Source organism: Streptomyces montanus (assembly GCF_005786655.1).
GTDB lineage: Bacteria > Actinomycetota > Actinomycetes > Streptomycetales > Streptomycetaceae > Streptomyces > Streptomyces sporangiiformans.
In genome coordinates this window covers 17,909-43,184 of record NZ_VBZC01000074.1, presented here as the reverse complement: position 1 = coordinate 43,184, position 25,276 = coordinate 17,909, and the positions used below count along the sequence as shown (strand labels likewise).

Annotated in this window: 27 protein-coding genes; 6 read left to right on the top strand and 21 right to left on the bottom strand. The window is 69.8% G+C overall.

What is annotated here, in order from left to right; genetic code table 11:
- Positions 1 to 650 (top strand): TerD family protein (locus FE633_RS40895; protein WP_171060326.1); only part of this gene is annotated, 650 nt, incomplete at its 5' end.
- 81 nt (positions 651 to 731) lie between these two features.
- On the opposite strand, the gene FE633_RS40890 is transcribed toward FE633_RS40895, so the two are convergent.
- From FE633_RS40890 to FE633_RS40850, 9 genes are all read right to left on the bottom strand, one after another.
- Positions 732 to 1,601, bottom strand: a complete 870-nt coding sequence (locus tag FE633_RS40890) for a carbohydrate ABC transporter permease (RefSeq protein WP_138050233.1) — start codon at positions 1,599 to 1,601, stop codon at positions 732 to 734.
- A complete protein-coding gene (locus tag FE633_RS40885) occupies positions 1,591 to 2,610 on the bottom strand; it encodes a carbohydrate ABC transporter permease (RefSeq protein WP_138050232.1) in 1,020 nt (339 codons plus the stop codon). Before FE633_RS40885 ends, FE633_RS40890 begins: the two co-directional genes overlap by 11 nt.
- Before the next feature lies 1 nt (position 2,611).
- Positions 2,612 to 3,898 carry an ABC transporter substrate-binding protein gene (locus tag FE633_RS40880; protein ID WP_138050231.1) on the bottom strand — a complete coding sequence of 429 codons (1,287 nt, stop codon included), beginning with the start codon at positions 3,896 to 3,898 and terminating at the stop codon, positions 2,612 to 2,614.
- A gap of 276 nt (positions 3,899 to 4,174) precedes the next feature.
- Complete coding sequence (locus FE633_RS40875) at positions 4,175 to 5,218, bottom strand: LacI family DNA-binding transcriptional regulator (protein ID WP_138050230.1); 1,044 nt, start codon at positions 5,216 to 5,218, stop codon at positions 4,175 to 4,177.
- Positions 5,219 to 5,349: 131 nt separating this feature from the next.
- Entirely contained in the window at positions 5,350 to 6,366 is a 1,017-nt protein-coding gene (locus FE633_RS40870) for a 1-aminocyclopropane-1-carboxylate deaminase (RefSeq protein WP_138050229.1), read from the bottom strand.
- Between the two features lie 16 nt (positions 6,367 to 6,382).
- Positions 6,383 to 7,045: a GntR family transcriptional regulator gene (locus tag FE633_RS40865; protein WP_138050228.1), complete on the bottom strand. Its 663-nt coding sequence runs from the start codon at positions 7,043 to 7,045 to the stop codon at positions 6,383 to 6,385.
- A 64-nt stretch (positions 7,046 to 7,109) separates the two neighbouring features.
- Positions 7,110 to 7,589 (bottom strand): hypothetical protein, encoded by a 480-nt coding sequence (locus FE633_RS40860; protein ID WP_246114053.1) that lies wholly within the window; start codon positions 7,587 to 7,589, stop codon positions 7,110 to 7,112.
- Positions 7,590 to 7,782: 193 nt separating this feature from the next.
- A complete protein-coding gene (locus FE633_RS40855) occupies positions 7,783 to 7,986 on the bottom strand; it encodes a DUF397 domain-containing protein (protein WP_138050227.1) in 204 nt (67 codons plus the stop codon).
- Entirely contained in the window at positions 7,983 to 8,801 is an 819-nt protein-coding gene (locus FE633_RS40850) for a helix-turn-helix domain-containing protein (protein WP_138050226.1), read from the bottom strand. Before FE633_RS40850 ends, FE633_RS40855 begins: the two co-directional genes overlap by 4 nt.
- A 137-nt stretch (positions 8,802 to 8,938) precedes the next feature.
- Between FE633_RS40850 and FE633_RS40845 the strand changes: the two genes are divergently transcribed.
- Both FE633_RS40845 and FE633_RS40840 read left to right on the top strand, forming a co-directional pair.
- Positions 8,939 to 9,370, top strand: a complete 432-nt coding sequence (locus FE633_RS40845; RefSeq protein WP_138050225.1) for an ATP-binding protein — start codon at positions 8,939 to 8,941, stop codon at positions 9,368 to 9,370.
- A 219-nt stretch (positions 9,371 to 9,589) separates the two neighbouring features.
- Entirely contained in the window at positions 9,590 to 10,144 is a 555-nt protein-coding gene (locus FE633_RS40840) for an HAD domain-containing protein (protein WP_138050224.1), read from the top strand.
- A gap of 16 nt (positions 10,145 to 10,160) precedes the next feature.
- Here the strand turns inward: FE633_RS40840 and FE633_RS40835 are convergent, their stop codons facing one another.
- The 3 genes from FE633_RS40835 to FE633_RS40825 all read right to left on the bottom strand — a co-directional run bounded on the left by FE633_RS40835 (position 10,161) and on the right by FE633_RS40825 (position 14,193).
- The gene (locus tag FE633_RS40835; RefSeq protein ID WP_246114052.1) at positions 10,161 to 10,652 is read right to left on the bottom strand and encodes a DUF6215 domain-containing protein; all 492 of its coding nucleotides are present in this window, start codon (positions 10,650 to 10,652) and stop codon (positions 10,161 to 10,163) included.
- An 83-nt stretch (positions 10,653 to 10,735) separates the two neighbouring features.
- On the bottom strand, positions 10,736 to 12,319 hold the full coding sequence (locus tag FE633_RS40830) for a TROVE domain-containing protein (protein WP_138050223.1): 1,584 nt from the start codon (positions 12,317 to 12,319) through the stop codon (positions 10,736 to 10,738).
- A gap of 425 nt (positions 12,320 to 12,744) precedes the next feature.
- Positions 12,745 to 14,193, bottom strand: coding sequence for an alkaline phosphatase PhoX (locus tag FE633_RS40825; RefSeq protein WP_138050222.1), 1,449 nt, complete (start codon positions 14,191 to 14,193; stop codon positions 12,745 to 12,747).
- 300 nt (positions 14,194 to 14,493) lie between these two features.
- On the opposite strand from FE633_RS40825, the gene FE633_RS40820 reads away from it, so the two are divergent.
- Entirely contained in the window at positions 14,494 to 14,730 is a 237-nt protein-coding gene (locus FE633_RS40820; RefSeq protein ID WP_246114051.1) for a hypothetical protein, read from the top strand.
- A 156-nt stretch (positions 14,731 to 14,886) separates the two neighbouring features.
- Here the strand turns inward: FE633_RS40820 and FE633_RS40815 are convergent, their stop codons facing one another.
- Positions 14,887 to 16,314, bottom strand: a complete 1,428-nt coding sequence (locus FE633_RS40815) for a hypothetical protein (RefSeq protein WP_138050221.1) — start codon at positions 16,312 to 16,314, stop codon at positions 14,887 to 14,889.
- A gap of 321 nt (positions 16,315 to 16,635) precedes the next feature.
- Here FE633_RS40815 and FE633_RS40810 point away from each other — a divergent pair, with 321 nt between their 5' ends.
- Entirely contained in the window at positions 16,636 to 18,468 is a 1,833-nt protein-coding gene (locus FE633_RS40810) for an endonuclease/exonuclease/phosphatase family protein (protein ID WP_138050220.1), read from the top strand.
- Between the two features lie 104 nt (positions 18,469 to 18,572).
- On the opposite strand, the gene FE633_RS40805 is transcribed toward FE633_RS40810, so the two are convergent.
- From FE633_RS40805 to FE633_RS47560, 6 genes are all read right to left on the bottom strand, one after another.
- Entirely contained in the window at positions 18,573 to 19,310 is a 738-nt protein-coding gene (locus FE633_RS40805; protein ID WP_138050219.1) for an SRPBCC family protein, read from the bottom strand.
- A gap of 29 nt (positions 19,311 to 19,339) precedes the next feature.
- Positions 19,340 to 19,990, bottom strand: coding sequence for an ArsR/SmtB family transcription factor (locus FE633_RS40800; RefSeq protein WP_138050218.1), 651 nt, complete (start codon positions 19,988 to 19,990; stop codon positions 19,340 to 19,342).
- Positions 19,991 to 20,211: 221 nt separating this feature from the next.
- Entirely contained in the window at positions 20,212 to 20,931 is a 720-nt protein-coding gene (locus tag FE633_RS49630) for a DUF3618 domain-containing protein (protein WP_342791261.1), read from the bottom strand.
- The gene (locus tag FE633_RS40790; RefSeq protein ID WP_138050217.1) at positions 20,928 to 21,341 is read right to left on the bottom strand and encodes a phage holin family protein; all 414 of its coding nucleotides are present in this window, start codon (positions 21,339 to 21,341) and stop codon (positions 20,928 to 20,930) included. Before FE633_RS40790 ends, FE633_RS49630 begins: the two co-directional genes overlap by 4 nt.
- A gap of 53 nt (positions 21,342 to 21,394) precedes the next feature.
- Positions 21,395 to 22,087: a hypothetical protein gene (locus FE633_RS40785; RefSeq protein ID WP_138050216.1), complete on the bottom strand. Its 693-nt coding sequence runs from the start codon at positions 22,085 to 22,087 to the stop codon at positions 21,395 to 21,397.
- Positions 22,084 to 22,242 (bottom strand): hypothetical protein, encoded by a 159-nt coding sequence (locus FE633_RS47560; RefSeq protein ID WP_171060325.1) that lies wholly within the window; start codon positions 22,240 to 22,242, stop codon positions 22,084 to 22,086. Before FE633_RS47560 ends, FE633_RS40785 begins: the two co-directional genes overlap by 4 nt.
- Positions 22,243 to 22,422: 180 nt before the next feature.
- Between FE633_RS47560 and dapA the strand changes: the two genes are divergently transcribed.
- Complete coding sequence (gene dapA, locus FE633_RS40780; protein ID WP_171060324.1) at positions 22,423 to 23,325, top strand: 4-hydroxy-tetrahydrodipicolinate synthase; 903 nt, start codon at positions 22,423 to 22,425, stop codon at positions 23,323 to 23,325.
- On the opposite strand, the gene FE633_RS40775 is transcribed toward dapA, so the two are convergent.
- Together FE633_RS40775 and FE633_RS40770 are read right to left on the bottom strand one after the other, a co-directional pair.
- A complete protein-coding gene (locus FE633_RS40775; protein WP_138050214.1) occupies positions 23,309 to 24,520 on the bottom strand; it encodes a WD40 repeat domain-containing protein in 1,212 nt (403 codons plus the stop codon). The genes dapA and FE633_RS40775 overlap by 17 nt on opposite strands.
- Entirely contained in the window at positions 24,517 to 25,074 is a 558-nt protein-coding gene (locus tag FE633_RS40770) for a SigE family RNA polymerase sigma factor (protein ID WP_138050213.1), read from the bottom strand. Before FE633_RS40770 ends, FE633_RS40775 begins: the two co-directional genes overlap by 4 nt.
- Positions 25,075 to 25,276 lie beyond the last annotated feature (202 nt).

Below are 25,276 nucleotides of genomic sequence, written 5' to 3'. Positions count from 1 at the left end.
CGCGCCTCGCCGCCACGCCCCCGCCCGCGGCCGCTCCCCCGGCACCGCCCGCCCCGCCCGCCCCCGGCGCCGGGAAGATCAACCTCGACAAGGGCCGCGTCAGCCTCCAGAAGAACCAGACCGTGTCCCTGGTCAAGGGCGGTCGCCCGCTCCTGTCCCAGGTCAAGATGGGCCTCGGCTGGGAGCCGGCCTACCGCGGCAAGGACATCGACCTGGACGCGTCGGTCATCGCGTACGGACCGCAGCGCAACCACATCGACAGCTGCTACTTCGGCAAGCTCTCGATCGTGAACGGCGCGATCAAGCACTCCGGTGACAACCTCACGGGTGAGGGCGGCGGGGACGACGAGGTCATCACGGTCGACCTCGGACGCCTGCCCCAGGAGGTCTCCGGCCTGGTCTTCACGGTGAACTCGTTCTCCGGCCAGAAGTTCACGGAGGTCGCCAAGGCCTACTGCCGCCTCCTGGACGCCGCCACGGGCGAGGAGCTGGTCCGCTTCGACCTCACCAACGCCGAGGCCCAGACCGGAGTCATGATGGCCAAGTTGATCAAGCAGTTCTCCGGCGAGTGGGAGATGACGGCCATGGGCGACTTCGTCAAGTCCCGTACGGTCCGCGGCATGGTCAAGCCCGCGGCGCAGTCGCTGTAACGACCCGCACTCTTCCGGGGCGCCCCCCCTTCGAGGGGGGGGCGCCCCGCCGCACGTCTGGTCTGCGGACGCGGCAGGCGGTCACATCTTCGTCGCCCCCGCGGCCAGGTCCCTCAAGAAGTGCCGCGCCCCGAGCAAGAAGACGACGATCAGCGGGACGACGCTCATCAACGCCCCGGCCATCACCACGGCGTAGTCGGTGTTGTAGGCCACGCTGAGGTTGGCGAGAGCCACCTGGAGGGTGAGCCGGTCGGGGTTGACCATGACGACCAGCGGCCAGATGTAGTCGTTCCAGATGCTGATGAAGGTGAAGATGCCGAGGAAGGCCAGGGCGGGCCGGAAGAGCGGCAGCGCGACCGTCCGGTACAGCCGGAAGAAGCCGGCGCCGTCGATCCGTCCGGCGTCGAGCAGTTCGTCGGGCAGCGAGTTCTGCGCGTACTGGCGCAGCCAGAAGATGCCGAAGGCGTTGGCCGCGCCGGGAATGATCAGGGCCTTCAGCGTGCCGGCCCAACCGAAGTGGGCCATGGTGACGAACTGCGGCACCAGCGACAGCTGCGCGGGGATCATGTAGGTGGCCATCAGGGTGCCGAAGAGGAACTTCTTCGCCGGGAACTCGTACTTGGCGAAGGCGAAGGCGGCCAGGGAGTCGAAGAACAGCACCAGCACCGTGCCGGTCACGGCGACCACGACGGTGTTGAACAGCGAGTTGAAGAAAGCGATGCGGTCGATCACCTCCCCCATGTTGTGCAGCAGCCGGGTACCCGGCACCAACTTCGGCGGATAGCCCAGGATGTCCTGGTTGGTTCCGGAGGCCATCACCACGAGCCAGTAGAAGGGGAACATCGAAACCAGCACCCCGAGGAGCAGGGCCACGCGGACGCAGATCCGGGCCCTCCTGCTGCCGGCGCCGATGGCGAGCCCCGCGGTGGAGGACGTGTGCTCAGCGGCCATTGCGGGCCTCCTTGCGCCAGGCGATGCCGCGACGGCCATCGCTGTGAGAGCCGGACACCAGCCGCCAGTTGATGATCGCGAAGAGTGCGATGAGTGCGAACAGGAGCCAGCCCATCGCCGCCCCGTAGCCGAACTGGTGGTCGTTGAAGGACTTCTGCCACAGATAGAGCACGATGGTCATACCTTCCTGGCCCGGCCCGCCGGTGGTTCCGGGGTCGTCCGAGTAGAAGAGCACCTGGGACTCGGTGAAGATCTGCAGGCCGTTGATGGTGGACGTGATGACGGCGAAGAGGATCACCGGCCGCAGCTGCGGCACCACGACCCGGAAGAGGGTCTGCCGGCTGCTCGCCCCGTCGACCCGGGCGGCCTCGAAGAGTTCGGTGGGGATGGCCTGCAGACCCGCCAGGAAGATCAGGGCGTTGTAGCCGACCCACCGCCAGATGATCATGATGGAGATCGCCGACTTGATGCCGAGGGAGGAGGTCAGCCAGCTGACGCCGTCGACCCCGATCGCCTTGAGCATCGAGTTGGCCAGGCCCGCCTGGGCGAAGACCGAGCCGAAGACGATGGTCATGGCGACCATCGAGGTGACGTTGGGGATGAAGTACGCCACCCGGTAGGCGGCCGCGTAGCGCACCTGCGAGTGCAGCAGGAAGGCGAGGACCAGGGCCAGGAACAGCATCGGCACCGTGGACAGGAACCAGATCTCGAAGGTGTTGAGGATCGAGTGCCAGAACACCGAGTCATGGAGCAGCCAGGAGTACTGCTGCAGGCCGACGAAGCGCATGTCCCCGATGCCGTCCCAGTCCTGGAAGGACAGGTAGAGGGAGAAGAACACGGGGAAGGCGCCGAAGACGGCGAAGAGGACGTAGTACGGGGAGATGGCGAGGTACGGCGGAAGATGGCGCCGCCACCGGCCGCGCGGGGCGTCGGCGCGAGCACGGCGGCCGCCCGCCTCGTCGCCGCTGCCGGCCGCGGGGACCTCCGCTGTTCCTGCGACTGTGGCCACGTCAGCTCACCCCCAGGTGGGACAGCGCGGTTTCGCAGGCGTTCATGGCGTCCCGCCAGGCCTTGTCGGGGTTCTTGCCGAGCGTTTCCACGTTGGTCAACTCCTGGAAGACGGGAGTGTTGGCGGTGTCCTCGTAGGGGCTGAAGAAGATGACCGGGGCCTTCTCGGCGGCCGGGCCGAAGACGTCGACGGGGATCTGACCACCGAAGAAGCGGTCGGGTTTCCGCATCGCCGGCTTGGTGTAGACGGCCGGCGTGGTGGGGAACAGCGCCATCTCCTGATAGCTCTTCAGCTGGTTCGCGGGCCCGACCATCCACTTCAGGAAGGCGAACGCCCCTTCCGGGTCACGGCAGTAGCGGGTGATGGTCACGTACGAGCCGCCGTAGTTGGCCGGCCCGTCGGGCATCGCGGTCAGCCGCCAGTCCCCGGAGGTCTTCGGCGCCACGTCCTTGAGGCCGTTGATGGCCCATACCGCGTTGATCATCGTGGCGATCCGGCCACGGCTCATGGCCGCGTTGTAGTCGGGCGTGGCGTCCAAGACCCTGGCGCTCAGCCGCTGACGGTAGGCTTCCACCGCCAAGTCCCAGGCGTGCTTGACGTGTTCCTGGTCGCCGATGAAGCGGTTGTCGGCGTCCACGAACTGTTTCGGGCTCTGGTACAGGGCCATCCGGAAGACGTAGGCGATCTGGGAGACCAGATACGGGTTGCCGGGCGCCTTGGCCTTGAGAGTCCGTCCGACCGCGAGGTACTTCTCCCAGGTCGAGGTGGCCTCCGCGACGTCCCCCGGCTCGGTGGGCAGTCCGGCCTTCTCGAAGAGGTCCCTCCGGTAGTAGAGCGCGGTGGGGCCCGCGTCGAGCGGGAAGCCGACCAGCCGGCCGGACGGGCTGGTGCCGCTCTTCCACTTCCAGTCCAGGTACTGGTCCTCGAGGGCCCCCGCGCCGAGGTCTTTCAGATCCAGGAACTCGTGCTCGTCCGGGAAGAACACCGCGACGCTGGAATTCACGCAGGCCAGGTCAGGCACATAGGCGCGGGCGGCCAGGCTGGTGAGCAGCTTCGACTCGTACTCGCCGGCGATCGGCGAACCCTTCACCTTCAGTCCGGGCACACCGGGCACTCCGCGCGCGGCGGTGGCGAGCAGCTTGTCGCTCAACGCTCCGTTCCAGTACCAGAGGCCGAGATGGTCGGTGCCCGCCGAGACCGAGCCATTGGCGGCCCCGCATCCCGACAGGCCCAGCAGAGCGGCGCCCGCGCCGCCCAGGGAGGCCCCCAGCAGGCCTCTGCGGGACATCGTTCGGTGTTCCATGGGCGCGCACTCGCTTTCCGGGGGCGGCTCGGCCAGGACAGGGCGCTGCCGCGGGCCCGTTTACGTGAGGGGGGAGGCATGACAACGATGTCGACAGAAGGTCCCGGGCTCTGGCCGACAGCGTCTGGGGGTCCGTGAGCGTTCACGTGAACGTTGCCGTCGAGTATCGGGGTGGCCGAAAACCAGTGTCAAGGGACGTACACCGTCGATGTGTTGGCGCGCTCCGACGGTGCGTACGGGGTCAGCCGGGAGCAGGCGAGGTCAGGCGGACGCCCGTACCACCAGTTCGGGAAGCACCCACGCGTCCGCGCCGCTGAGCGGCTTCTGGCCCGCCCGCAGCCGGGCCACCTGCTCGACGGCCAGCCGTCCCAGCTGTCGTTTGTCGAGGTGCAGGGTGGTCAGGGCGGGCTCCACCAGCTCCCCCAGCGAGAGTCCGTCGAAGCCCATGACGGCCAGGTCGTCGGGCAGCCGCCGGCCGCGGCGCCGGGCGGCGCGCATCGCGCCGATGGCGATCAGGTCGTTGAAGCCGAAGACCGCGGTGATCTCGGGCTTGGCGTCCAGCAGTCGCGCCATGCCCGCCTCGCCGCCCGCGACGCTGTGCTCGGGGCACAACACGATCCAGCTCTCGTCGACGGGAAGGCCGTGCCGCCGCACCTGGGCCAGGAAGGCCTCCCGCCGAGGGCCGGGGGCGTCGAGCCGGTTGCCGTCCAGCATGCCGATCCTGCGGTGCCCCGCGCGGACCAGATGGCCGATGCCCTGCTCCAGGCCGGCGGCGGCGTCGATACCCACGGCCGCGAACCGGGTCTGCTGCGGGCCGCGCTCCAGCAGCACCAGCGGCACCCCGCCGAGGTGCCGGGCCAGGACGTCGTCCTCGTTCTTGAAGTAGCCCACGACCGCGTCCACCTGATGGGACAGCACGTCGAGCGTCTCGCGCTCCCTGGCGTCGTCGGTGCGGGAGTCCCACACCACCACCTGCCACCCGCGCTGCTCGGCGGCCTCCAGCACACCGGCGGCCACCTCGGGGAAGAACGGGTTCATCAGGTCCGGGATCACCAGGCCCGCCGTCACCGCCCCTTTGCGGACGAGACCCCGGGCGAACCGGCTCGGCCGGTAGTCCAGCAGGCGGGCCGCCTCCAGCACCCGCTCCTTCGTGGCCGGGTCGATCTCGCCCTTGTCGTTGACCGCCCGGGAGACCGTCTGGCGCGACACTCCGGCCAGCCGGGCGACGTCGTGGATCGTGGCCCGGCGGCGGGGGCCGTCAGGCTGGTCGGTACGCGGCTCCCGCTGCTGGTTGTCGGCCCACACGCTGTGCACTGTATCCGGCCACCGCGGCACGGGGTGCCGGGTGGACGCGACGTAGAGGTAAGGGGGTGCCCTTTGGATCATCGCCTGGACGAGCGCGCGGTAGGTGTTCCAGACCGCGCGCTGTACGCGTTCTAGACCACCGCGCTGTACGCGTTGAGCGCGGGCTGTCCGCCCAGGTGGGCATAGAGCACGGTGGAGTCCCTGCCGATCTCGCCGCGCGCCACCAGGTCGATCATCCCGGCCATCGACTTCCCCTCGTACACGGGATCGGTGACCATGCCCTCGGTGCGGGCCGCGAGGCGCATCGCGTCGAGGGTCGTCTCGTCCGGGACGCCGTACGTGCCCGCGTGGTACCGCTCGTCCAGCTCGACGTCCGCCTCGGTCAGCTCCTTGCGTACGCCGATGAGTTGGCCGGTGCGGTGGGCGATCCGGGCGATCTGCTCGCGGGTGCGGCCGGGCGCCGCCGAGGCGTCGATGCCGAGCACCCGCCGGGGGCGGCCGCCCGCCTCCTCCAGGGCGGCGAATCCGGCGACCATGCCCGCCTGGGTCGAGCCGGTCACGGAACACACCACGACCGTGTCGAAGAAGACGCCCAACTCCCGCTCCTGCTCGGCGACTTCGTACGCCCACCCGGCGAAGCCGAGCCCGCCGAGGGGGTGATCGGAGGCCCCGGCCGGAATGGCGTACGGCTTGCCGCCCGCCTCCTCGACCTCCCTGAGCGCCTGTTCCCAGCTCTCCTTGAAGCCGATCCCGAAGCCGGCCCTTACGAGGCGTACGTCGGCGCCGGCCAGCCGGCTGATCAGGATGTTGCCCACCTTGTCGTACACGGCGTCGGGCCACTCCACCCAACTCTCCTGCACCAGCACACACTTGAGCCCGGCGCGGGCGGCGCAGGCGGCGACCTGGCGGGTGTGGTTGGACTGCACCCCGCCGATCGAGACGAGCGTGTCGCAGCCCTGCGCGAGCGCGTCGGCGACCAGGTACTCCAGCTTGCGGGTCTTGTTCCCGCCGTACGCGATGCCTGAGTTGCAGTCCTCGCGCTTGGCCCACAGGGAGGCGCCGCCGACGTGCTCGGTGAGCCGCTCCAGCGGGTGCACGGGCGACGGCCCGAAGAGGAGGGGGTAACGCTCGTAGGAAGCAAGGGACATGGGAGTCCTCCCTGGGTCAGTGGGCCTCTTCGTCGGCGAGCGCGTCCATGTCGGCCAGGCTGCGCCAGATCTCCGCGGTGACGCGGACCGCCTCGTCCACGTCACCGGCGGCGCAGGCCTCGATCAGCCGCTCGTGCAGCCCGGTCGAACGGCAGTTGCCGCCCTCACCGAAGCGCCGTCGCTCCAGTCGGCGGATGAGCGGGGTGTAGCGGGTGATGGTGGCGGCGGACGCGCGGTTGCCGCTGACACGGACGAGCACGTCGTGCAGTTCGTCGTCGGCGCGGAGCGCGGTGTCCACGTCGCCCGCCCGAACGGCCTGGGCGAACCGCTCGTTGGCCGCGCGCATCGCCTCGACGTCCGCGGCGAACAGCCGGGGCACGGCGACCCGCGTCGCGAGTTCGTGCATGGCACCGACCACGGCCGCCGCGTCCCGCACGTCGGAGGCCACGACGGGGGTCACTCGGGTGTAGCTCTGCGGCTTGCTCTCCAGCAGACCTTCGTCCACGAGCCGGGAGAAGGCCTCGCGCACGGGAGCCCGGGACAGCCCGAGCCGCTCCGCGAGCTCGGCATCCCGCACCACCGCACCGGGCTCGATCTCCCCGGCCACGATGGCATCCCGGATCGCTTCGTAGGCGCGGTCCCTGAGCAGGGTGCGGCGCACGGGTCGTATGGCCTCCACAAATTGAAATGTTAGATGTCAATCGTCGGCACACACAAGGCCGCATTGCGGAACGACGGCGCGATCACTCGATCCCGAGGGGCCCCACGCCCAGGTCCTCACGCATGACGCGACGCATCTGAGCCATGGCCGTACGCCGCTGCGCTATCAGCGGAGCTTCCTCGGCGGAGCCGACAGCCACCCCCTGGGCGTATGCGTCGCGTATCGCGCGCAGGCTGTGGAACGCCTCGTTCCCGGCCGCCACCACCTGCGGCGGGCCCACGAGCCAGAGGCGTTCACTTGCTGTGTAGATGCCAGTGCCACGGACGGCTTCCCGCACGGCCGCGTCACGCGCCGACTCGGACATGTGATCGCCCAAGGCGACGGCCCGTATCTCTTCACCTGCGGCTTTGAGGGCGGAAACGAACTCGGTGTAAACCTCGCGCCGTGCTTCCAGCGCGTGCCTGACCTCCTCCCGCTGCCACCGGTTGCGATCGGCGATCAGAGTGGCTGTGATGCCGATGACGGCGCCGGACAGTGTGGAGAGCAGGGGCATCCAGTCCATGGGCCGCAGCTTGTCCGATCCAGTGCGCCGACACCAGTGGCTCGCGCTGCGGGCCCCTGTCCTCACCGAGTTCCGTTCCTGGGGTTCTCGTACGGCGATGACAGTTCGGCCTGAAGTGTCATCGCCGGGGGGCGACTTCGGGCTCGGCCGCGAGGGGCGCTTCGACGGGAGGCTCGGGCGCCTCGCCCGGGGCTCAGGCCTCGCGAGAGGCGTACGCGACGAAGACGGCCCAGGCGTCGGCGGGGACAACGAAGTGGGGGCTTCCAGGGCCGAGCTTCGAGTCTCGGATGTGGATGGTGTGAGGGCTGGAGTTGCTTCGGCTGCAAGCGACTTCGAGGCAGGCGCTGCCCGATGAATCGCTGTAGCTGGACTTGAACCACGACAGCTCGGCGCTCATAGCTCCTCCGCCAACTTCCTGATGAACCGGGCAGACTCTTCAACGCTAAGCGCCTGCATGCGGATCATGCCATGCCGCTGAGTGAGGATGCTGAGCTTGTCCCCGCTGCCATACAGCGCACCCGTCTCTTGCCCGTCGGCGAATGCGTACTGCTCGTGGTCGGCGGTCTCCACCAGTACGATCGGCCCGCTGAGCGCTGCCGCTGGGGCAGACTTGAACGGCAGCACCTGGATCGAGACGTTGCGCTGCTGCCCCACCTCCAACAGGTGCTCAAGCTGCCTGCGCATTGCTCCTTCGTCGCCGACTACGGCACGCAGTGCGGCTTCATGGAGGACAAAGCTGAAGAGCGCGAGTGGCTTACGGGTCAGCTTCTCCTGTCGCTTGAGCCTCGCGGCGACCCGCTCCGCCACCGTTTCCTCATCAAGCGGCGGGCAGTCGTTGCTGATCAACTCCCGTGCGTACTCCTCCGTCTGCAGCAGCCCCGGAATCAGCATCGTCTCGTACCACTGCACCGTGATCGCCTCGGCCTCCACCAGCACGTACTGCTGCGTCCGCTGAGGAAACGGCTCCGGCTTCAGAAACTCATGCGCCGCCATCAACTTGCCCCGCGCCCGGCACAGTTGATCCGCAACCTGCAACAACCTCAGCGTCGGCCTGCGCCTCCCGCACTCCATCGACTTGACGTACTCATAGTCGTACCCGGCCTCCCCTGCCAGCTCCTGCCGACTGACCCCCGCCTCCTCCCGCCACAACTTGATCTGCCCACCGCAGTACCGCCAGTTCTGCTGCGCCTGCTGCGACTCCCCGGAAGCCACGCATCCACCCGCCTCCCGCTGCCACACCGTGTACAACCACGCTGTGTACCCACTCCGCCACTCCCCGAGGCTACGCACCAAGCACCAGCCTGATCACCGCAAATGACGGAGAATCACACGCAAGGAATAGCGCACGCATGCCCAAGAACCGCGACGACGCCGGGCACATCGAAGACGTCGAATGGCACCTGCCCCGCCACGCCCGCAGTGTCGGCCGGGCCCGCGCCCTCCTCCGCGAACAGGCCACCGCGTGGAAGCTCCCGGACGAGATGGCGGAGACGGCCGTACTGCTGCTCAGCGAGCTGATGACGAACGCCTACCGCCACGCGAAGGTCTCCCCCGGCCACGAGATCCGGACCCGCTGCGTCCTGGACGCCGGCCGCCTCCGCGTGTCCGTGGCGGACGCGAACGACACGCTCCCGGCACTCCGGGAGGCAACACCGGCCGACGATTCCGGCCGGGGCCTGCCCCTGGTGGCGACGCTGGCGGACGAGTGGGGCGCGGAACGTCGTGCCGGCGGTATCGGCAAGACGGTCTGGTTCACGCTCCGCAGCGGAGTACAGCCATGAGCTCTTGTTGCCGCGTGGGCCGTTGTGCTCGTTCTAGGCTCAGCGCATGAAGAGCACCGTGCGGTCGGCATCCGAGGGCGACCTCACAGCACTGCTGTCTACAGCGAGTTGAACCCGGACGATGCTCCGCTGCCCCAGGTGTCTGCAGATGCCATCTGGGCAGCGATATCGGGGCAGCAGGGACGAACCATCCTAGTAGCCGACGACCCAGGGGAGATCGTGAGCCGACCGCTTCTGTTTCTCGACGTGGACGGACCACTCAACCCCTATGCGGCCAAGCCGGAAAAGCGCCCCGGCGGATACACCACACTCAGAGTGCCCCAGGACAGCGGGGCGGCAGTGGCACACGGAGGACGGTTGGCCCGGCAGCGCCCGCTGCGGGTCTGGCTCAACCCAGAGCACGGTCGAGCCCTGCTCCGGCTCGGCTACGAGCTGTGCTGGGCCACCACATGGATGGACGACGCCAATCGGTGGATCGGCCCAGCGCTCGAACTTCCCGAAATCCCCTTCGTCGACTTCGGCGACGCCTTGTTCCAAGAACGCCCAGACGGGGTGCACTGGAAGACCGGCCCACTGGTGGACTACGCCAACGGCCGCCCCTTCGCCTGGGTGGACGACGAGCAAAGCGATCTGGACCAGGCGTACGTGGCTGCCCACCACCGAGGGCCCGCGCTTCTGCACCATGTCAATCCGCGGATCGGTCTGCGGGAGGACGACTTCCGCACGCTCACCAAGTTCGCCCGATCCCTCGACACGTCACAAGCCACTGGGTGAGCCCACCGGCGGACCATCACCCTGCGGCGGCCCACCCCGGGACCGTCGGCAGCACCTTCTCGGCAACGCGGAGCAGCACCGCGTCGTCCGGCACCCCGCCGTCCCCCAGAAGTGCGGCGGACCCGGCCACCGGAAGACGGTCGTAGGTGGCCGACAGCGTCACGGTGTACGTCTCGAACTCGACCTGGGCGGACGGAGTGGGGATCTCCTTGCCGCCGGCAAGCTTGACGGAGCCGCCGCTGCCGCCGGCGGTCTTCGCGGTCTCCCCCGGCGTGCCCAGCAGCTCAGCGAGGTCGGGACGGTTCAGCGCCTCGCACAGTTGCTCCCCGGAGACACGACGAGACGCCTTCTCGGGCTCCCCGCCCGAGCACGTGGCAGGCGGCGGGTCATTGTCTGAGGAGGACGTCTCCCCAAGCGTCCACAGACCGACACCGAGTGCCGCCACGAAGGGGTTGACTTCGGAGTCGGGGGTGGCGTGGCGCGAAAGCGCCCTTTGAGCGAAAGTCACAGGCGATCTCACACCGCGCAAGCGCACGAGACTGTGGCCCGCACCAAAGTGCGGGCCACAGTCACCCCCGTCGTCCCCCGTCCTCACACGGCCCACGGCCAGTCCGCGTCCCGCGCGGCCTCCAGCAGCGGGACCATCCGGAAAGCCGCGTCCGAGAGGCCCCCGAAGGTGTGCCGGTTTCCCTGCCCCGACGGGCCGTGGCCCGCCCGGTAGCCGGCCAGGTTCCAGGTGTAGACCGGCACGTGTGCCGGGACCTGCTCGGTCGGGTCGCCGTGGTGGCTGTACGCGTACTGCTCGTCCGTGACGATCAGCACCCGGTCGTGCTTCGCGTAGTGGCGGCGCACCGCCTCGGTGGTGTTGGTGCCGCCGAGGTCACCGAACCGCTCGAGCACCTTCAGCACCGACTCGCCCTTGCGGAACCGCACGCGGTTGCTCGTGGTACCGAACTCGACGAGATCCGCGTCGGCCGCCCGCAGCGCGAGCGCCGTACCGAAGATCGCCGCGGCGTCCGCCCGGGTCAGCTCCGAGCGGTCGGACAGCCGCGAGTAGAACATCGAGCCCGAGCGGTCGACGAGCACCAGCGTCCGTCCGGGCAGCGCCGGCACGTTGGCCAGCGAGTGGCCGAGTGCCTGCTCCAGCGGGTACGACCAGCGCAGCGAGGGCGCGTGCTGGTACGCGGCGAGGTAGCGGAACGGGAACTGCCGCGAGCGAGCGACCTCCGCCGGGTCGCTGATCTTCGCGGCGACCTGGGCCGCCACCTCGTCCGAGACACCCGCCTCGTCGAAGTTCCGCAGGTTACGAACCAGCGCCATGGCGCCCATGGACGGGATCACGGCCTCCCAGGCCGCCTTGTCCATCGGCCCCTGCAGCCAGCCGGCCAGCGCCTCCCAGGTCATGCCCGCGTCCGCCAGGCGCTGTGCGCCGTGCGCTCCGGTCACGACCTTGCGCCGCTTGGCGGGCCGCAGGGCCATCAGGTCACGGTGGGCCGTGAGGACGGGCAGCGACTTGGGCACGACGGCCGTGTCCGGGTTGTGCCGCCGGTCGAGGGCGTACTGGAACAGGTCCCCCTGCCACGGCTTCTCCGGGTCCGGCGCCGCGTGCACGAGGTTGAGGATGTCGCCGAAGCGGTAGCCCTTGGACGCGGTGTCGTACTTCAGCAGCGACTTGGCGCTGTAGAGCCGGCGCACGGCGTCGGCAATGCCCCGCTTCACGGGCTTGGGGACGGCACGGCCGTACGTCGAGGTCCAGTACGCCAGCAGCTCACCGGGCTCGTCGGGGCGCCGCAGCACGGAGGCGATGACCTGCCGGTTCGTCGGTCCGTCCGTCGCGCCCGCGTCGAGGCGCGCCTTCACGTACTCGGCGGCGCCCACGATCGAGGCCGTCCGCAGGTTGCCCTCGCCACGCAGCCAGCCGAGCAGACCCGCGGTCCACGCCGGGTCCTCGACAGCGAGCCTGCGTACGAGCGCGGCGAACCGGTCGTCGCGATCGGTACCGCTCTCGTAAAAGGTCTTCTGCGCCACGAAGTTGGCGATCGAGAGCAGGAAGAGCTCCGACCGCTCGTCCCGCTCGCGACCGCGGCCGCCCTCGTACGTACGGAGCACGCGGCCCGTCGACGTCACGCGGGACACCGGCTGCGCCCTGGCTGCCCGCATGTTGAATCGCGCCATGATGAATTCCCCCGAATTCGTTGCTGTTTCGGAGGGAGGCACGGCAAATGGAGGGTGACCGAGAAGAGAGGTCGGCGACGGTTTTTCAGAACCAGAGGAATTGGTTGGGAAGTATCCGCAGCCTGCACACCGGGCACCCGCCATAAGCTGCGCCTCCCGAGATCAAGTCGGCGGCGGCCCGCAATTCGACCCAAACGAAGTAGCCGCTGCCTGCGCACCGGGAGGTGCGTGAAGTTGTGGTGTCCAGAGTTCAAGGCCGGCGGAACCGACGTAGGTGCTCTAACCCCTGAGCTACACCGGCGCGTTGTACCGGTGGCGGGACTCGAACCCGCGGCCGCCCCATTATCAGTGGAAGTAGGTCCTGCCTTCGCACCTGGACATGCATCACTTTAGGAGGCGTACCGCGGGGTGAGCGACTGAATTTATTACCCGCGCTGCTGGCGCTGCCACGGTCCCGTGATGGCGAGCATGATGCCGGGCACCTGGATGTTGGCGTACAGGGTCTTTCCGTCGGGCGAGAAGGTGACCCCCGTGAACTCGCTGTACTCCGGCGCCTCTTCGGTGCCGATGTTCAGGTCGTTGCGGGCGATGGGGTACGTACGGCCGCTGTCGGTGGCCCCGAACAGGTGCTGGATGCCCTCGCCGTCCTCGGCGAGGATCAGGCCGCCGTACGGGGAGACAGTGATGTTGTCGGGGCCGTCAAGGGCGCCGTCCTTGGCGGGGTCCGGGTTCACGCCGAGGAGGACCTTCAGGGTCAGGGTGCGGCGCGTGGGGTCGTAGAACCAGACCTGGCCATCGTGTTGGACGGGGCTTTCCGCACGGGCGTACGAGGAGACGATGTACGCGCCGCCGTCGCCCCACCACATGCCTTCGAGCTTGCGGGCGCGGGTGACCTCGCCCTCGGCGAACTGCTTGCGCACCGCGACCGTCTTGGCGTCACGGTCCGGTACGTCGATCCAGTCGACGCCGTACACGGTGCCGATCTTCGTGGCGCGGGACAGGTCGTCGACGTAACGACCGCCGGCGTCGTAGCACGTGGGAGCCTGGAGGACACCCGCGTCGTCGGCGAGGCCACGGAACTTGCCGGGGCCGTACTGGAATCCCTTCGGCGGGGTCCAGCGGTAGAACAGGCCGTTGGGACCGGCGGCGTCCTCGGTGAGGTAGGCGTGGCCGCGCTTGGGGTCGATGACGACGGCCTCGTGGTCGTAACGGCCGAAGAACTTCAGGGGCTCGGGGTCGCGGTTGGCGCCGTGGTCGATGGGGTCGACCTCGAAGACGTAGCCGTGGTCCTTGGTCATGCCGTTCACGCCGGCCCGGTCGGAGTTCTCCTCACAGGTGAGCCAGGTGCCCCAAGGCGTGCTGCCGCCCGCGCAGTTGGTGGAGGTACCGGCGATTCCGACCCACTCGGCGACATGTCCGTCGGGGCGCACCTCGACGACCGTGCAGCCGCCGGACGCGGCCGGGTCGTAGACGAGGCCCTCGGTGAGCGGCACGGGGTACTTCCAGTTGGCGCGCGGGCCCTTGAGCTCGTGGTTGTTGACGAGGAGGGTCGTGCCGCGCGGGCCCGCGAAGGTGGCAGTGCCGTCGTGGTTGGACGGGGTGATCTCGCCGGACTCCAGCTTGGTCTTGCCGCTGTAGGTGATGACGCGGTACGAGAAACCGGCGGGCAGCGCGAGGATGCCCTGGGGGTCGGGGAGGAGCGGGCCGTAGCCGACCCCGCCGCCCTGCACTTCCGGGTCGTCGCCCGTGGTCTCGGTGTCCTGGGACGCGAGAGCACCGGGCGCGGTGGCGAAGGCGCCGACGCTGCCGACCAGCGCGACACCGGCGCCGGTGATCGCTGAGCGTCTGGCGAAGTCCCTGCGAGTGAGCGACATGCTGTCTCCTGTGACAGTGGAGTGGGACCGTGGCGGTGGAGGGTGGCCGGTGGGCGGAGTGAGCCTCAGGCGACACGGTTGCGCTCATGCCTGAACGCCCGCTGAACACGAGCCGACGTTCCGGGGCCCCCTTCCGTAAACCCGTTCGGATCGGCACGCCGGATCCGTTCGCGTCCGCGCCCGTCCGGGCCAACGGTGCACCCGTACGGCCCAGCAAACCTGGCGTCCGAACGGACGGCCGGAAGAATCTTCGTAAAATAGACACCACCGAACTGCACTACTCCTGGGAGGCGAGCCGCAGTGGACGCACGTCAGGCGCGCCGCCTCCATGAAGACCGGCTGATGGCCATGGCCAACGTGACCGGAATCGGAATCGGAGAGGACGAGAGCTCGGGTGAGGACGTGATCGTCGTCTTCGTCACCCACAAGGTCCCCCGCGACCGCCTCCGCCCCGAGGACGTGATCCCGGACGACCTCGAGGGTGTGCCGGTACGGGTGCTTGCGATGGGCGAGGACGCGGGGCTGAACGAGTCCTAGTCGCCCCCCGGCGCGCCCCGTAAGGGGCGCGGGGAACCGCGCGACCAGCCACACACGACCCGCAGCCGAAACACCACCCGGGGACGGAGTCCGGGGCGGAGCCCCGGCGGGGTCGAAGGGGCGGAGCCCCTGGGGATGATGGGTGTCCCCCTGCTCTCAGCCTCCTTGTTGCGACCGGGCCTTGAACGCCGCCTTGCGGGCCTGCTTGGCGACCTTCTTGTCCGGGTGGAGCCGGCCCATGGCCTCGAGGACGTCCGGGGTGGCCGGGTGGTCGACGCGCCAGGCGGCGGTGAAGAAGCTGCTGTGCTGGGCCGCGAGCCCCTCGACGAGGGCGCGGAGTTCCTCCGAGTTGCCCTCCGCCGCCAGCTGGGCGGCGATCGTGTCGACGGTCAGCCAGAAGACCATGTCCTCGGACGGCGCGGGCACGTCCGGGGCACCCCGCTCCGTGAGCCACACCCGGGCGAGTCCGCCCAGCTCGGCGTCGTCGAGCACCTCGCGCAGCGCCGGCGAGGCTTCCGTGCCGACCAGCGACAGGGCCTGCTGGCAGCGCAGCCGCCGCAGCGGGGCGCCCGCGTCCAGGCCACGGGCCGCGGCGAGCAACTCCCGTGCGGCTTCGAGGGGTTCGCGCCGGGCGAGCCACTGCTCGGTCTCGGCCTGAGCGGCCGCGGGCGGAAACGTGGACGTGCCGTCGAGCAGTACGTCCGCGCCCTTGTCCGCCAGGTCCCCCACCGCGGGCGCCACGAGCCCCGCCTCCAGCAGCCGGGCCCGGATGCCGTACAGCCCGAGCGGGGTGAGCCGCACCATCCCGTACCGCGAGACGTCCGTGTCGTCGACCGGCGACGCGGGTTCCTCGTCGGCGTCGGCCATCAGCGCCTCGTCGACGGGCTGGAAGTCGACGAGCCCGGTGGGCTCCAGGAGCCGGAACTGGTCGTCGAGGCGCATCATCGCGTCCGACACCTGCTCCAGGACGTCGTTGGTGGGCTCTCCCATGTCGTCCGGCACGATCATCGACGCGGCGAGCGCGGGCAGCGGCACCGGCTCGTCGCCGGGGCCGTCCTCGTTGACGGTCAGCAGGTAGAGGTTGCCGAGCACGCCGTCGAGGAACTCGGCCTCCGCCTCGGGGTCCCAGTCGAGCTCGGAGAGGTCGATCTCGCCGTCGCCGTCCATGGCGTCCACGAGATCGTCGAGATCGGGCACGCTCGCGTCGGCGAGCGCCGTCTCCAGTGCGGAGAGCCACAGGGCCAGTACGTCCCGCGGCGCCCCGGAGGTGACGAGCTCCAGGTCCGCGCCCGCGGTGACCGTCCCCTCCTCCTCGTCCACGACGTCGACGAGACCGGTGTCGACGGCCACCCGCCACGCCTCACTCGCGAAGGCGGCGGCGTCCTCACCTTCGAGGCCGAGTTCCCGAGCCGCTCCCGGCAACTGCTCCTCGACGAGTTCGCCACCGGCTCCGACCCGGGTGTCCGGGCCGGCCCAGCGGGCGAGTCGCACGGCACGCGCGAGCAGAGGCGCGGCGAGCGCGTCGCGCGCGAGCTCCGCTTCGGAGCGCAGCCGCACCGGCGGCAGGGGGGAGCTGTCTGACATCGGCTGGTTCTCCTCGGGACGTACACGGGTCCACGGGACGTCCCGGACATCGCGTACCGGCCGCCCCGGAAATGCAGCTTCAGCCTAGACGGATTTCCACCCATGCCGCCCAGTTCATGAACCTGTCAGAAGTAAGTAACCCGGGAAACCTTGACAACTGCCCTGGCCACACACGAGATTGACGCGCGTAGAAACTCCCGGGTAGCTCCCCCATGGCTACCCGGGCAGATTTCTACGCGCGTCGCCACCGCCGCACCGGTTGTGTGTCTCTGCTGCTCCATCTTTCGTCCCGGCGCCCACGTACGTTCCGGAGTGATCCCGTTGCCGAGCAAGTCTTCCGCGCGCACAGCCGCGCTCACCGTCGCCGCCATCTGTTCCACGGTCTCCGCCGTGGTGTTCACCGCACCCGCCCAGGCGGACGCCGTGGCCGTCCACGACATCCAGGGCGGCACCCGGATATCCCCGCTCGCGGGCCAGCAGGTCACGGACGTGACCGGCATCGTGACGGGTGTACGAACCTACGGTTCGTCCCGGGGCTTCTGGCTCCAGGACCCGGCCGCGGACGACAGCCCGGCCACCAGTGAGGGCATCTTCGTCTTCACCGGCTCCACGCCGACCGTGGCCGTCGGGGACTCGGTGAAGGTCTCGGGCACGGTCACGGAGTTCGTGCCGGGCGGTACCTCCTCGGGCAACCAGTCGGTCACGGAGATCACCAAGCCGACGGTGGCGGTGGTGTCGAGCGGCAACGCGCTGCCGGCGGCCACGGTCATCAACAGCCGTTCCGTACCGGACGCGTACACGCCCGCGGGCGACGCGGCCGCGAAGGGTTCCGTCAACGGGCTCGCCCTGCAGCCGAAGAAGTACGCCCTCGACTTCTACGAGTCCCTCGAGGGCATGAACGTCAAGATCGGTTCGTCCCGCGTGGTCACCGCGACCGACCCGTTCTCCGAGCTGTGGGTGACGGTGAAGCCGTACGAGAACCCGAACCGCCGCGGCGGCACCGTCTACGGCTCGTACAGCTCGCAGAACACCGGCCGGCTGCAGATCCAGTCGCTGATCCCGACCGCCACGCAGCCGTTCCCGACGGCGAACGTCGGCGACACCCTCGAGGGCACCACCGAGGGCCCGCTCGACTACACCCAGTTCGGCGGCTACACGCTGACCGCCCGCACCCTGGGCACGGTCGCGGATGGCGGCCTGAAGCGCGAGACGACCCGCAAGCAGGCGCGCGACGAGCTGGCGGTGGCCACGTACAACGTCGAGAACCTCGACCCGACGGACGACTCCTTCGCCGACCACGCGGCCGCGATCGTGAACAACCTGCGGTCGCCCGACATCGTGTCCCTGGAGGAGATCCAGGACAACAACGGCGCGAAGAACGACGGCACGGTCGCCGCCGACCAGACCATGCGGAAGCTGGTCGACGCGATCGTTGCGGCGGGCGGCCCGGCGTACGACTGGCGGTCCATCGACCCGGTCGACCTCGCGGACGGCGGCGAGCCGGGCGGCAACATCCGGCAGGTGTTCCTCTTCAACCCGGCGCGCGTCTCCTTCACCGACCGGGCCGGCGGTGACGCGACGACCGCCGTGGGCGTCACGAAGGCGAACGGCAAGGCACGCCTGACCCTGTCCCCGGGGCGTATCGACCCGGCGGACGAGGCGTGGAAGAACAGCCGCAAGCCGCTGGCGGGCGAGTTCGTCTTCCGCGGCAAGACGGTGTTCGTCATCGCGAACCACTTCTCGTCGAAGGGCGGCGACCAGGCGCTGCACTCCCAGTACCAGCCGCCGGCCCGCTCCTCGGAGACCCAGCGCCACCTCCAGGCGACCGCGGTGAACGCCTTCGTCAAGGACATCCTCGCGGCGCAGAAGAGCGCGGACGTCGTCACGCTCGGCGACATGAACGACTTCGAGTTCTCCGAGACGACGAGACTCCTGGAGAACGACGGCGCTCTCTGGTCGGCCGTCAAGTCCCTTCCGAAGAGCGAGCGTTACAGCTATGACTTCCAGGGCAACAGCCAGGTCCTCGACCAGATCCTGATCAGCCCGTCGATCCGCAGGGACTGCGACTTCGGCTACGACAGCGTCCACATCAACGCCGAGTTCGCCGACCAGATCAGTGACCATGACCCGCAGGTGCTGCGCTTCGAGCCGTAGTGCCGTAAGTGCCGTAGTTCCTGCGCGCGGACGAGCCCGGCCCCGTCGTCCGGGGGGCCGGGCTCGTTCCCTGCTCGCTCGCTCTCGAATGCGCGGGCGCGGGCTCAGGCGCCGAACACCCCGTTCAGCCAGCCCTGCCAGGCGAGTTCGTTGCGCTTGGCGTCGGCGTCCGGGGCGAAGTCGTGGATGCTGACGCCGACCATGTAGCCCCAGTGGTTGCGGCCGAAGAAGCGGATGAGCGCGGTGTCGGTGCGCAGTCCGATGAAGTACGGGTTGCGGTAGTCGACCACGGCGTCGAGGGGCTGCCCTTTGGGGCCCTGTGCCTGGACACGAGCGACCTCGCTGGTGTCGTCCGCGAGGCCGAGCGCCCGGACGACGGCGGCGAACCCATCCGACGCCTTGGACGCCTCAGGCCCGTCGAACGTGGCGAAGGCGACCGGTCGGCCGTCGAAGTGCGTCAGGTACTGGCGCAGGGTGTGCAGGTAGAAGTCGGTGTGCTTGCTCGCGCCGTCGTACTGGTTGTCCCAGTCGTCGACGAAGATGCCGCTGTGCACGTACCGCACCCAGGCGCGGCGGCCCTCGTCGCGCGGCTCGATGGTGTAGTCGAGCTGGTTGAGGGTCTGCTCGGAGATGCCCTCGACGTCCTCGACGCGGTTGGTGTACCGGTGCGGCGGGTCCCAGGCGGTCACGGTGGACCCGAAGGGGCCCTTGCCGCCCTCGCGCGGCTCGGGGGCCTCCATCGGCCACAGCCAGCCGCCTGTGCCGCTGGTGACGGCATCCCACACCTGCTCGGGCGTGGCATCGACCTCGAACTCGCTGGTGATCTCGAATTCCTTGGACATGTTGGGCTCCTGTGCGTCAAGACAGCGTGTCATTGGGGGAGTTCGGGGGCCTCTGGCTGCGTGACCCGGGGCTGGTCGGCCTGGGGCTCGTCGGCCTGGGGTTTGACCGTGGGGTGGACGGCGACGACGATCCGGTGGCTGCGGCCCCCCTCGGCGTCGGGCGCGTCGTACTTGCGGATGAGCGCGCTCACGCCCGCCGTCAGTTCCTCGATGAAAGCGGCCCGGTCCGCGGCCGAGGCGAAACGCACCTCGCCGTCGAGCGCGTACGTCGCCAGCCGCTTGCGGGCCTTGGCCGCACCCGTGATGAGCGAACCGACGTCCCGGACCAGCCGGGCGCCGAGCGCCAGCAGCCAGCGCGCCGAGAGTTGGTCCCGGAAGCGGTCCGGGTCGGGCTGCACGGCGGCGAGGGCGAGCGGCGAGATGACGTACGACGCGGCGGTCGCGCGCATCAGCCGCTCGGTGACGTTGCCCTTGCGGCGCTCGCCCGCGAGCTCGACCAGGCCGTGCCGCTCCAGTGCCTTGAGGTGGTAGTTCACCTTCTGGCGTGGCAGCCCGACCTTGCCGGCCAGCATGGCGGCCGACGCCGGGCCGGCTGCCAGCTCGGCGAGCAGCTGAGCCCTCATCGGGTCCAGGGAGACGGCGGCTGCGGCCGCGTCCTCGATCACGGTGACGTCCAACATGACTCCACCTTTCCACCGAAAACTTTTTTTGTCCAGACGGTTCTAGTTTTCGGCGAGAGGGGAGGACCGCGCTGCACTTGGTGCGGCGCGCGAGGAGTCACTCGGGAACGAGGAGACGCAGCCGAGTGCGTACGAAGAGCCGAGCAGCCCTCCGACCTCAGCCAAACTTCGGGTCGAGGTCAGAGGGCTGCGAGTGTCAGTGGCCTTGGGGTGGCTCGGTGTCAGTGCCGGCCGACCACGCCGCGGAGGCCACTCGTGCGGCGCATGCCGAGCGCGTCGGCGAGGCCACCGGAGCGACGGGGGACGATCCTGCCCAGGCCCTTGGTGCCGCCGAGCCGCATGGCACGGAGGCCATGCGTACGGCGCCGTCCCATACGCCCCAGGTCCAGGCCCTTGGTGCCGCCGAGGATGGCGCGCTTGAGGCCGCCGGACTGACGGCGCCCCATGAGGGCGTGGCGCCCGGTGAGATGGCGGTGGCCGGTGAGGTAGCGATGGCCGTGGGGCCGGCGGCGCAGCACCCCTGCCGCGACCACAGCTCCGGCTCCGGCGACCAGAGCGGCTGTCGCGGTGGTACGCACGGGCCGCGGCACTTCCTGCACTGCATGCCCGGCTCGCGCAGCCTTGTCCTGCACGGCATGCCCGGCTCCGGAAGCCTTGCCCTTGAGTTCGGCGCCCCGCGCTCGCGCGCGACCCCGCACATCCGCCTTGGCGGCCAGCTCCTCCACGGTGTCGCCCAGGTGCTGCCGGGTCTCCGCGATCTGCTGCCGCAGCTCGTCCGGGCCCTTGGCTCCACGACCCGCCGTCCGGGCGCCCTCCTCGGCGCCGGCGGTCTGCGGGCTCTCCGAGGTCTCCGAGGTCTCCGGCGCACCAGCGGCGCCCGCACCAGTGGCCTCGGCCGGCTCAGCGGCCTCCATGCCCTTCTTGTCCTTCCTCTCCTTCATCGATGCGCCCTTTCCTTGATCTCGTCGACATCGGCCCGGACGCTGTTGAGGGTCTCCTCGGGGAGGGGCGGTGCGGCGCGGCTCAGCTGGGCCCGGCCGGTCAAGCCCAGTACGCCGGCGAGCGCGAAGAGCACGCCCGCGACAATGAGCGCAGACGCCCACACCGACAGCTCCAGGGAGAGCGCGGCGACACCGGCGCCGGCCAGGGCCATCAGGCCCACATACGCGACGGCTCCGGCCGCGCCGAGCAGCCCGCCCCCGCGTCCCGCGCGCCGGCCCTTCTGCGCCAGCTCCTCCTTCGCGAGCCGAACTTCCTGCCGTACCAGCTCGGAGAGCTGTTCGGTGGCCTGTCCGACGAGTTCGCCAACCGAGTGGTGTTCCTCCGGCAGCCGGTGGATGGTCCCGGTCACGGCGTCCCACCTCCTCTCGTCTCGGGACGTCCGAGTACCCCACCGAGCCGCCGCTACCCCTGTCCGGCTTCGCGGCCGTCCAGCCGCGCCAGCTGGCTCTGGAACCAGTCGAGCCGGGCCTGGAGCAGCGCGGCCTCGGCGACCAGCTCGGACACGCCGAGCCCCTGGGGCAGATCGGCCGCCGCCAGATCGGCACCGGCCGGTCCGTCACCGTGGCCGGCCCGTACCCGCAGCCCTTCTCCGCCCAGCCGTGCGAAGGTCGCCAGGGACAGGGACGGACGCCCGCGTACGCATCCGGCGCAGGCCGCCGCCAGGCCCCGCCAGCCGGGCTTCCCCCACCCCGCGTCGGCCAGCGCCACGGCCGCGGCACCGCAGCCGCAGGGGCCGACCGTGGCGGTACGGACCCGCTGGCGCGCGTACCGGAACCCGCGCTCGAAGCGGATGTACGCACCGAGGACCGTCACTTCCAGGAGTACGGCGTTCCGGTGCTCGGCGGTGCAGAGCATCGCCTCCGCCGCCGTGCGGTCGTGCACGCAGTGGAAGCCGCAGTCGCAGCGGCGATGCGGCGCCCGGTGCCGTCGCCCGTACACGCATCCCGCCTCGTCGAGCACCCCGTACGGCAGCGCGGAGCCCAGCGACACACCGGTGAACCCGGCCCGGCTGCCGTCCTGCGACAGCATCGGGTGGGCGACCTTGAATCCGGTGGGCGGCTCCGCCGGACGTTCCTCGGGGAGCCGCACCCTCATCGCGCGACCGGAACCTCTTCGGCGGCGGGCTCCGACTGCCCGGTCTCCCGGGTCTCCCCGGTCTCCCCGGCCTCCTCGACGAGTGGCAGCTTCTCGTCCTCCACGCGCGGCTGCTCTTCCGCGACTCCGGTGGCGAGCGCCTTACCCAGCCTCATAACGCCTCCCGTGACCGACAGCCAACTACCGTCCTCGCCATGGTGACGCATCAGGGGCGGCTTGGCACCAGGGCCTCGGCGCCATGCTGCTCGGGCACGCAGCACGACGTAGCAAGTCTGAGCAGTACTTCGTAGAAGAATTAAGTGGAGCTTCACGGTGATGCTGTCGACACTACCCCCATGACGACTCCCCGCCCCGCTCCCTTCGGCCGCGCCCTCTGCGCGATGATCACGCCGTTCACCGCCTCCGGGGCGCTGGACCTCGACGGTGCGCAACGGCTCGCCGACCGGCTGGTGGCCGGAGGCTGCGACGGCCTGGTCCTGTCCGGTACGACGGGTGAGTCGCCCACCACCTCGGACGCGGAGAAGGCCGAGCTCGTGCGCGCGGTCCGTGAGGCGGTCGGCGACCGGGTGCACATCGTCGCGGGCGTCGGCACAGCCGACACGCGGCACACCGTGGAGCTCGCCCTGGCGGCCGAAAAGGCGGGCGCGGACGGCCTGTTGGCGGTCACGCCGTACTACAGCAGGCCCCCACAGGACGCCGTCGAGGCCCACTTCCGCGAGCTTGCCGACGCCTGCGGCCTGCCGCTCGTCCTGTACGACATCCCCGGCCGTACCGGCACCCGCATCGAGCCGGAGACCATGGTCCGCCTCGCGGAGCACCCGAGGATCACGGCAGTGAAGGACTGCGCGTACGACCTGCTGGGCACCCAGAAGGTACTGGTGGAGACGGAGTTGGCGTACTACACGGGCTGCGACGAGTACGTGCTCGCGCTGTACGCGATCGGTGGTTCCGGCTATATCAGTACGGTGTCCAATGTGACGCCACGTCACTTCCGGGTGATCATCGACGCGTTCGACGCGGGAGAGACGGACGAGGCAGCCCGGCTTCAGCGACTCACCATTCCGCTCACGGAGTTGATGATGGGCTCCGGTCTGCCCGGCACCGTGACAGCGAAGGCGATCCTCAACAGCCTCTCTCTGCCTGCCGGTCCGGTGCGCGCACCGCTGCGGCCCGCCGGCCGCGAGGCGGTCGACGGGCTGCTGGCGGCGTACGAGGATCTGGTCAGCGACGCTCGCTGAACATCGGCGTCCAGCGGCCCGGGGCCACGGCCGAGGCCTTGCGGAAGTCGCTGAGCGGGACGACCTTGTCGCTGCCGATGGTGACCAGCAGGAGCTGGTTGCGGAATTCGTTCTTGCCGTCGCACTTCTTGGGATCGCATCCCCAGATGACGAGCCGCTTGTCGTCGGCCCAGGCGAGCGGCGTCTGTCCTCCGGCCACCTTGGTGACCACCTTGCCGGTGTAGGCGTCGAGGACCGCACCACCGTCCGCCGCGACGAGCTTGCCGTTCGGGGACACTCCCCCGTCGCTGAACCACTGCGTGTACTTCTCGTTCGCGGGCTTGGCGACCTCGTTGCCCTTGAAGTCGTAGTACTGCATGGTGGGATCGGTGGTGAGCCCGGAGTAGACCAGCTTGCCGTCGTGGCTGAAGCCGAAGTCCTGGCGGACGTTGAGGTCCTGGGCGTCGTACGAGACACGGCTCCAGGAGCTTTCGCCGGAGTCCACGTCGATGACGTAGAAGCCGGTCCGGCTCGACTCACCCCACTGCGGCTCCCAGTCGTTGTTCTTGCCATCGCCGTCGCTGTCGTAGTCCGCCTTGTACAGCAGGTCCGGGTTCTTGCCGTAGGTCGTCGCGACGAGCTTGCTGCCGTCGGGCGAGAACTCGGCACCCGCGACCCCCCGGTCGACCGGGATCCAGCGCTCGACCTTGCCGGTGAGCAGGTCGAGCAGGCCGATCCGCTTGGCCGGGAGGTCCTTCTCCAGGACGGCGGCGGTGCGCATGCCGGGGGCGACGTCGATGAAGGACCACTTGGTGGTCTTGTCGTACGTGCCCGTCTTCTGGTTCAGGAGCCAGTAGTCGCGGACGTGGACGGCGCGGTCCTTCGTCTGCTTGTCGATGCTCCACGTGTAGTACGCGGCCAGCGCGGTGTCACCGGCCGCGATCAGGTCGCGGGGCGGCGACTGGTCGGGGTGGGCGATGATGTCGCTCTGGTTCATCTCGCTCGCGAGCCGCACGTCGTCCTTGCCGGAGTCCAGCATCGGTACCGCCACCGCGATGGCGACCACGGCGGTGGTGGCCGCGGCGAGGGCCGCGAGCCTACGGGTGCGCCGGCGCCGCCGGACCGTCAGCACCCGGTCGGCGAACCCCGGACCGACGGACAGTGGTTCGGCGGCCTGCTCCCGCAGGGAGTCACGGACCAGTTCGTCGACGTTCACGGGCGTACCTCCACGGGCGAGAAGTCACGGGACGCCGCCTCTTCGACGTCCGCGAGGCCGAGCAGGGCCAGTTCGGGCGCGAGGGCACGCAGCCGGGCGAGCGAACGGTGGGTGGTGGAGCGCACGGTCCCGACCGAGCAGCCGAGGATCCGGGCCACGTCGGCCTCCGGCAGGTCCTCGAAGTAGCGCAGCACGAGCACGGTGCGCTGCCGCGCGGTGAGCCGCGCCAGCGCCCCGCGCATGACGATCCGCAGGTCGGCGGCGGAGGCGGCGTCCCCTCCGCCCGTCCCCTCGGGCGGCTCGGCGACACTCAGCTCCCGTCTGCGCCACTTCAGCCGCCAGCGGCTCACCTGCTGGCGATACAGAATCTGCCGTACGTACGCTTCCGGGTCGTCGATCCGCTGCCACCGCCCCGCGGCCTTGATCAGCGCGTTCTGCAGCAGGTCCTCGGCGGCGTGCCGGTCCCCGCCGCTGAGCAGGACAGCGGTCTTCAGCAACGCCGACGACCGGTTCTCCACGAACTCCCGGAAGCGCTCCTGCCCTTGGGCATCCATCGTCACCTTCTCTTCCCCGGCGGGTTCTCCCCCCGCTTTCCACCCCTTGTGACGCGCCCGGCCCGCTCCCGCTATGCCTTCGCCGCCGAGAAATTTCCCAGATTCCGCACCGCGCCGCACAGCCACACCGCGCACCGCCGCACAGGAGCACAGGAGCACAGGCGAGCGCCCTCCCACGGTGTCCGTGGGAGGGCGCTCGGTG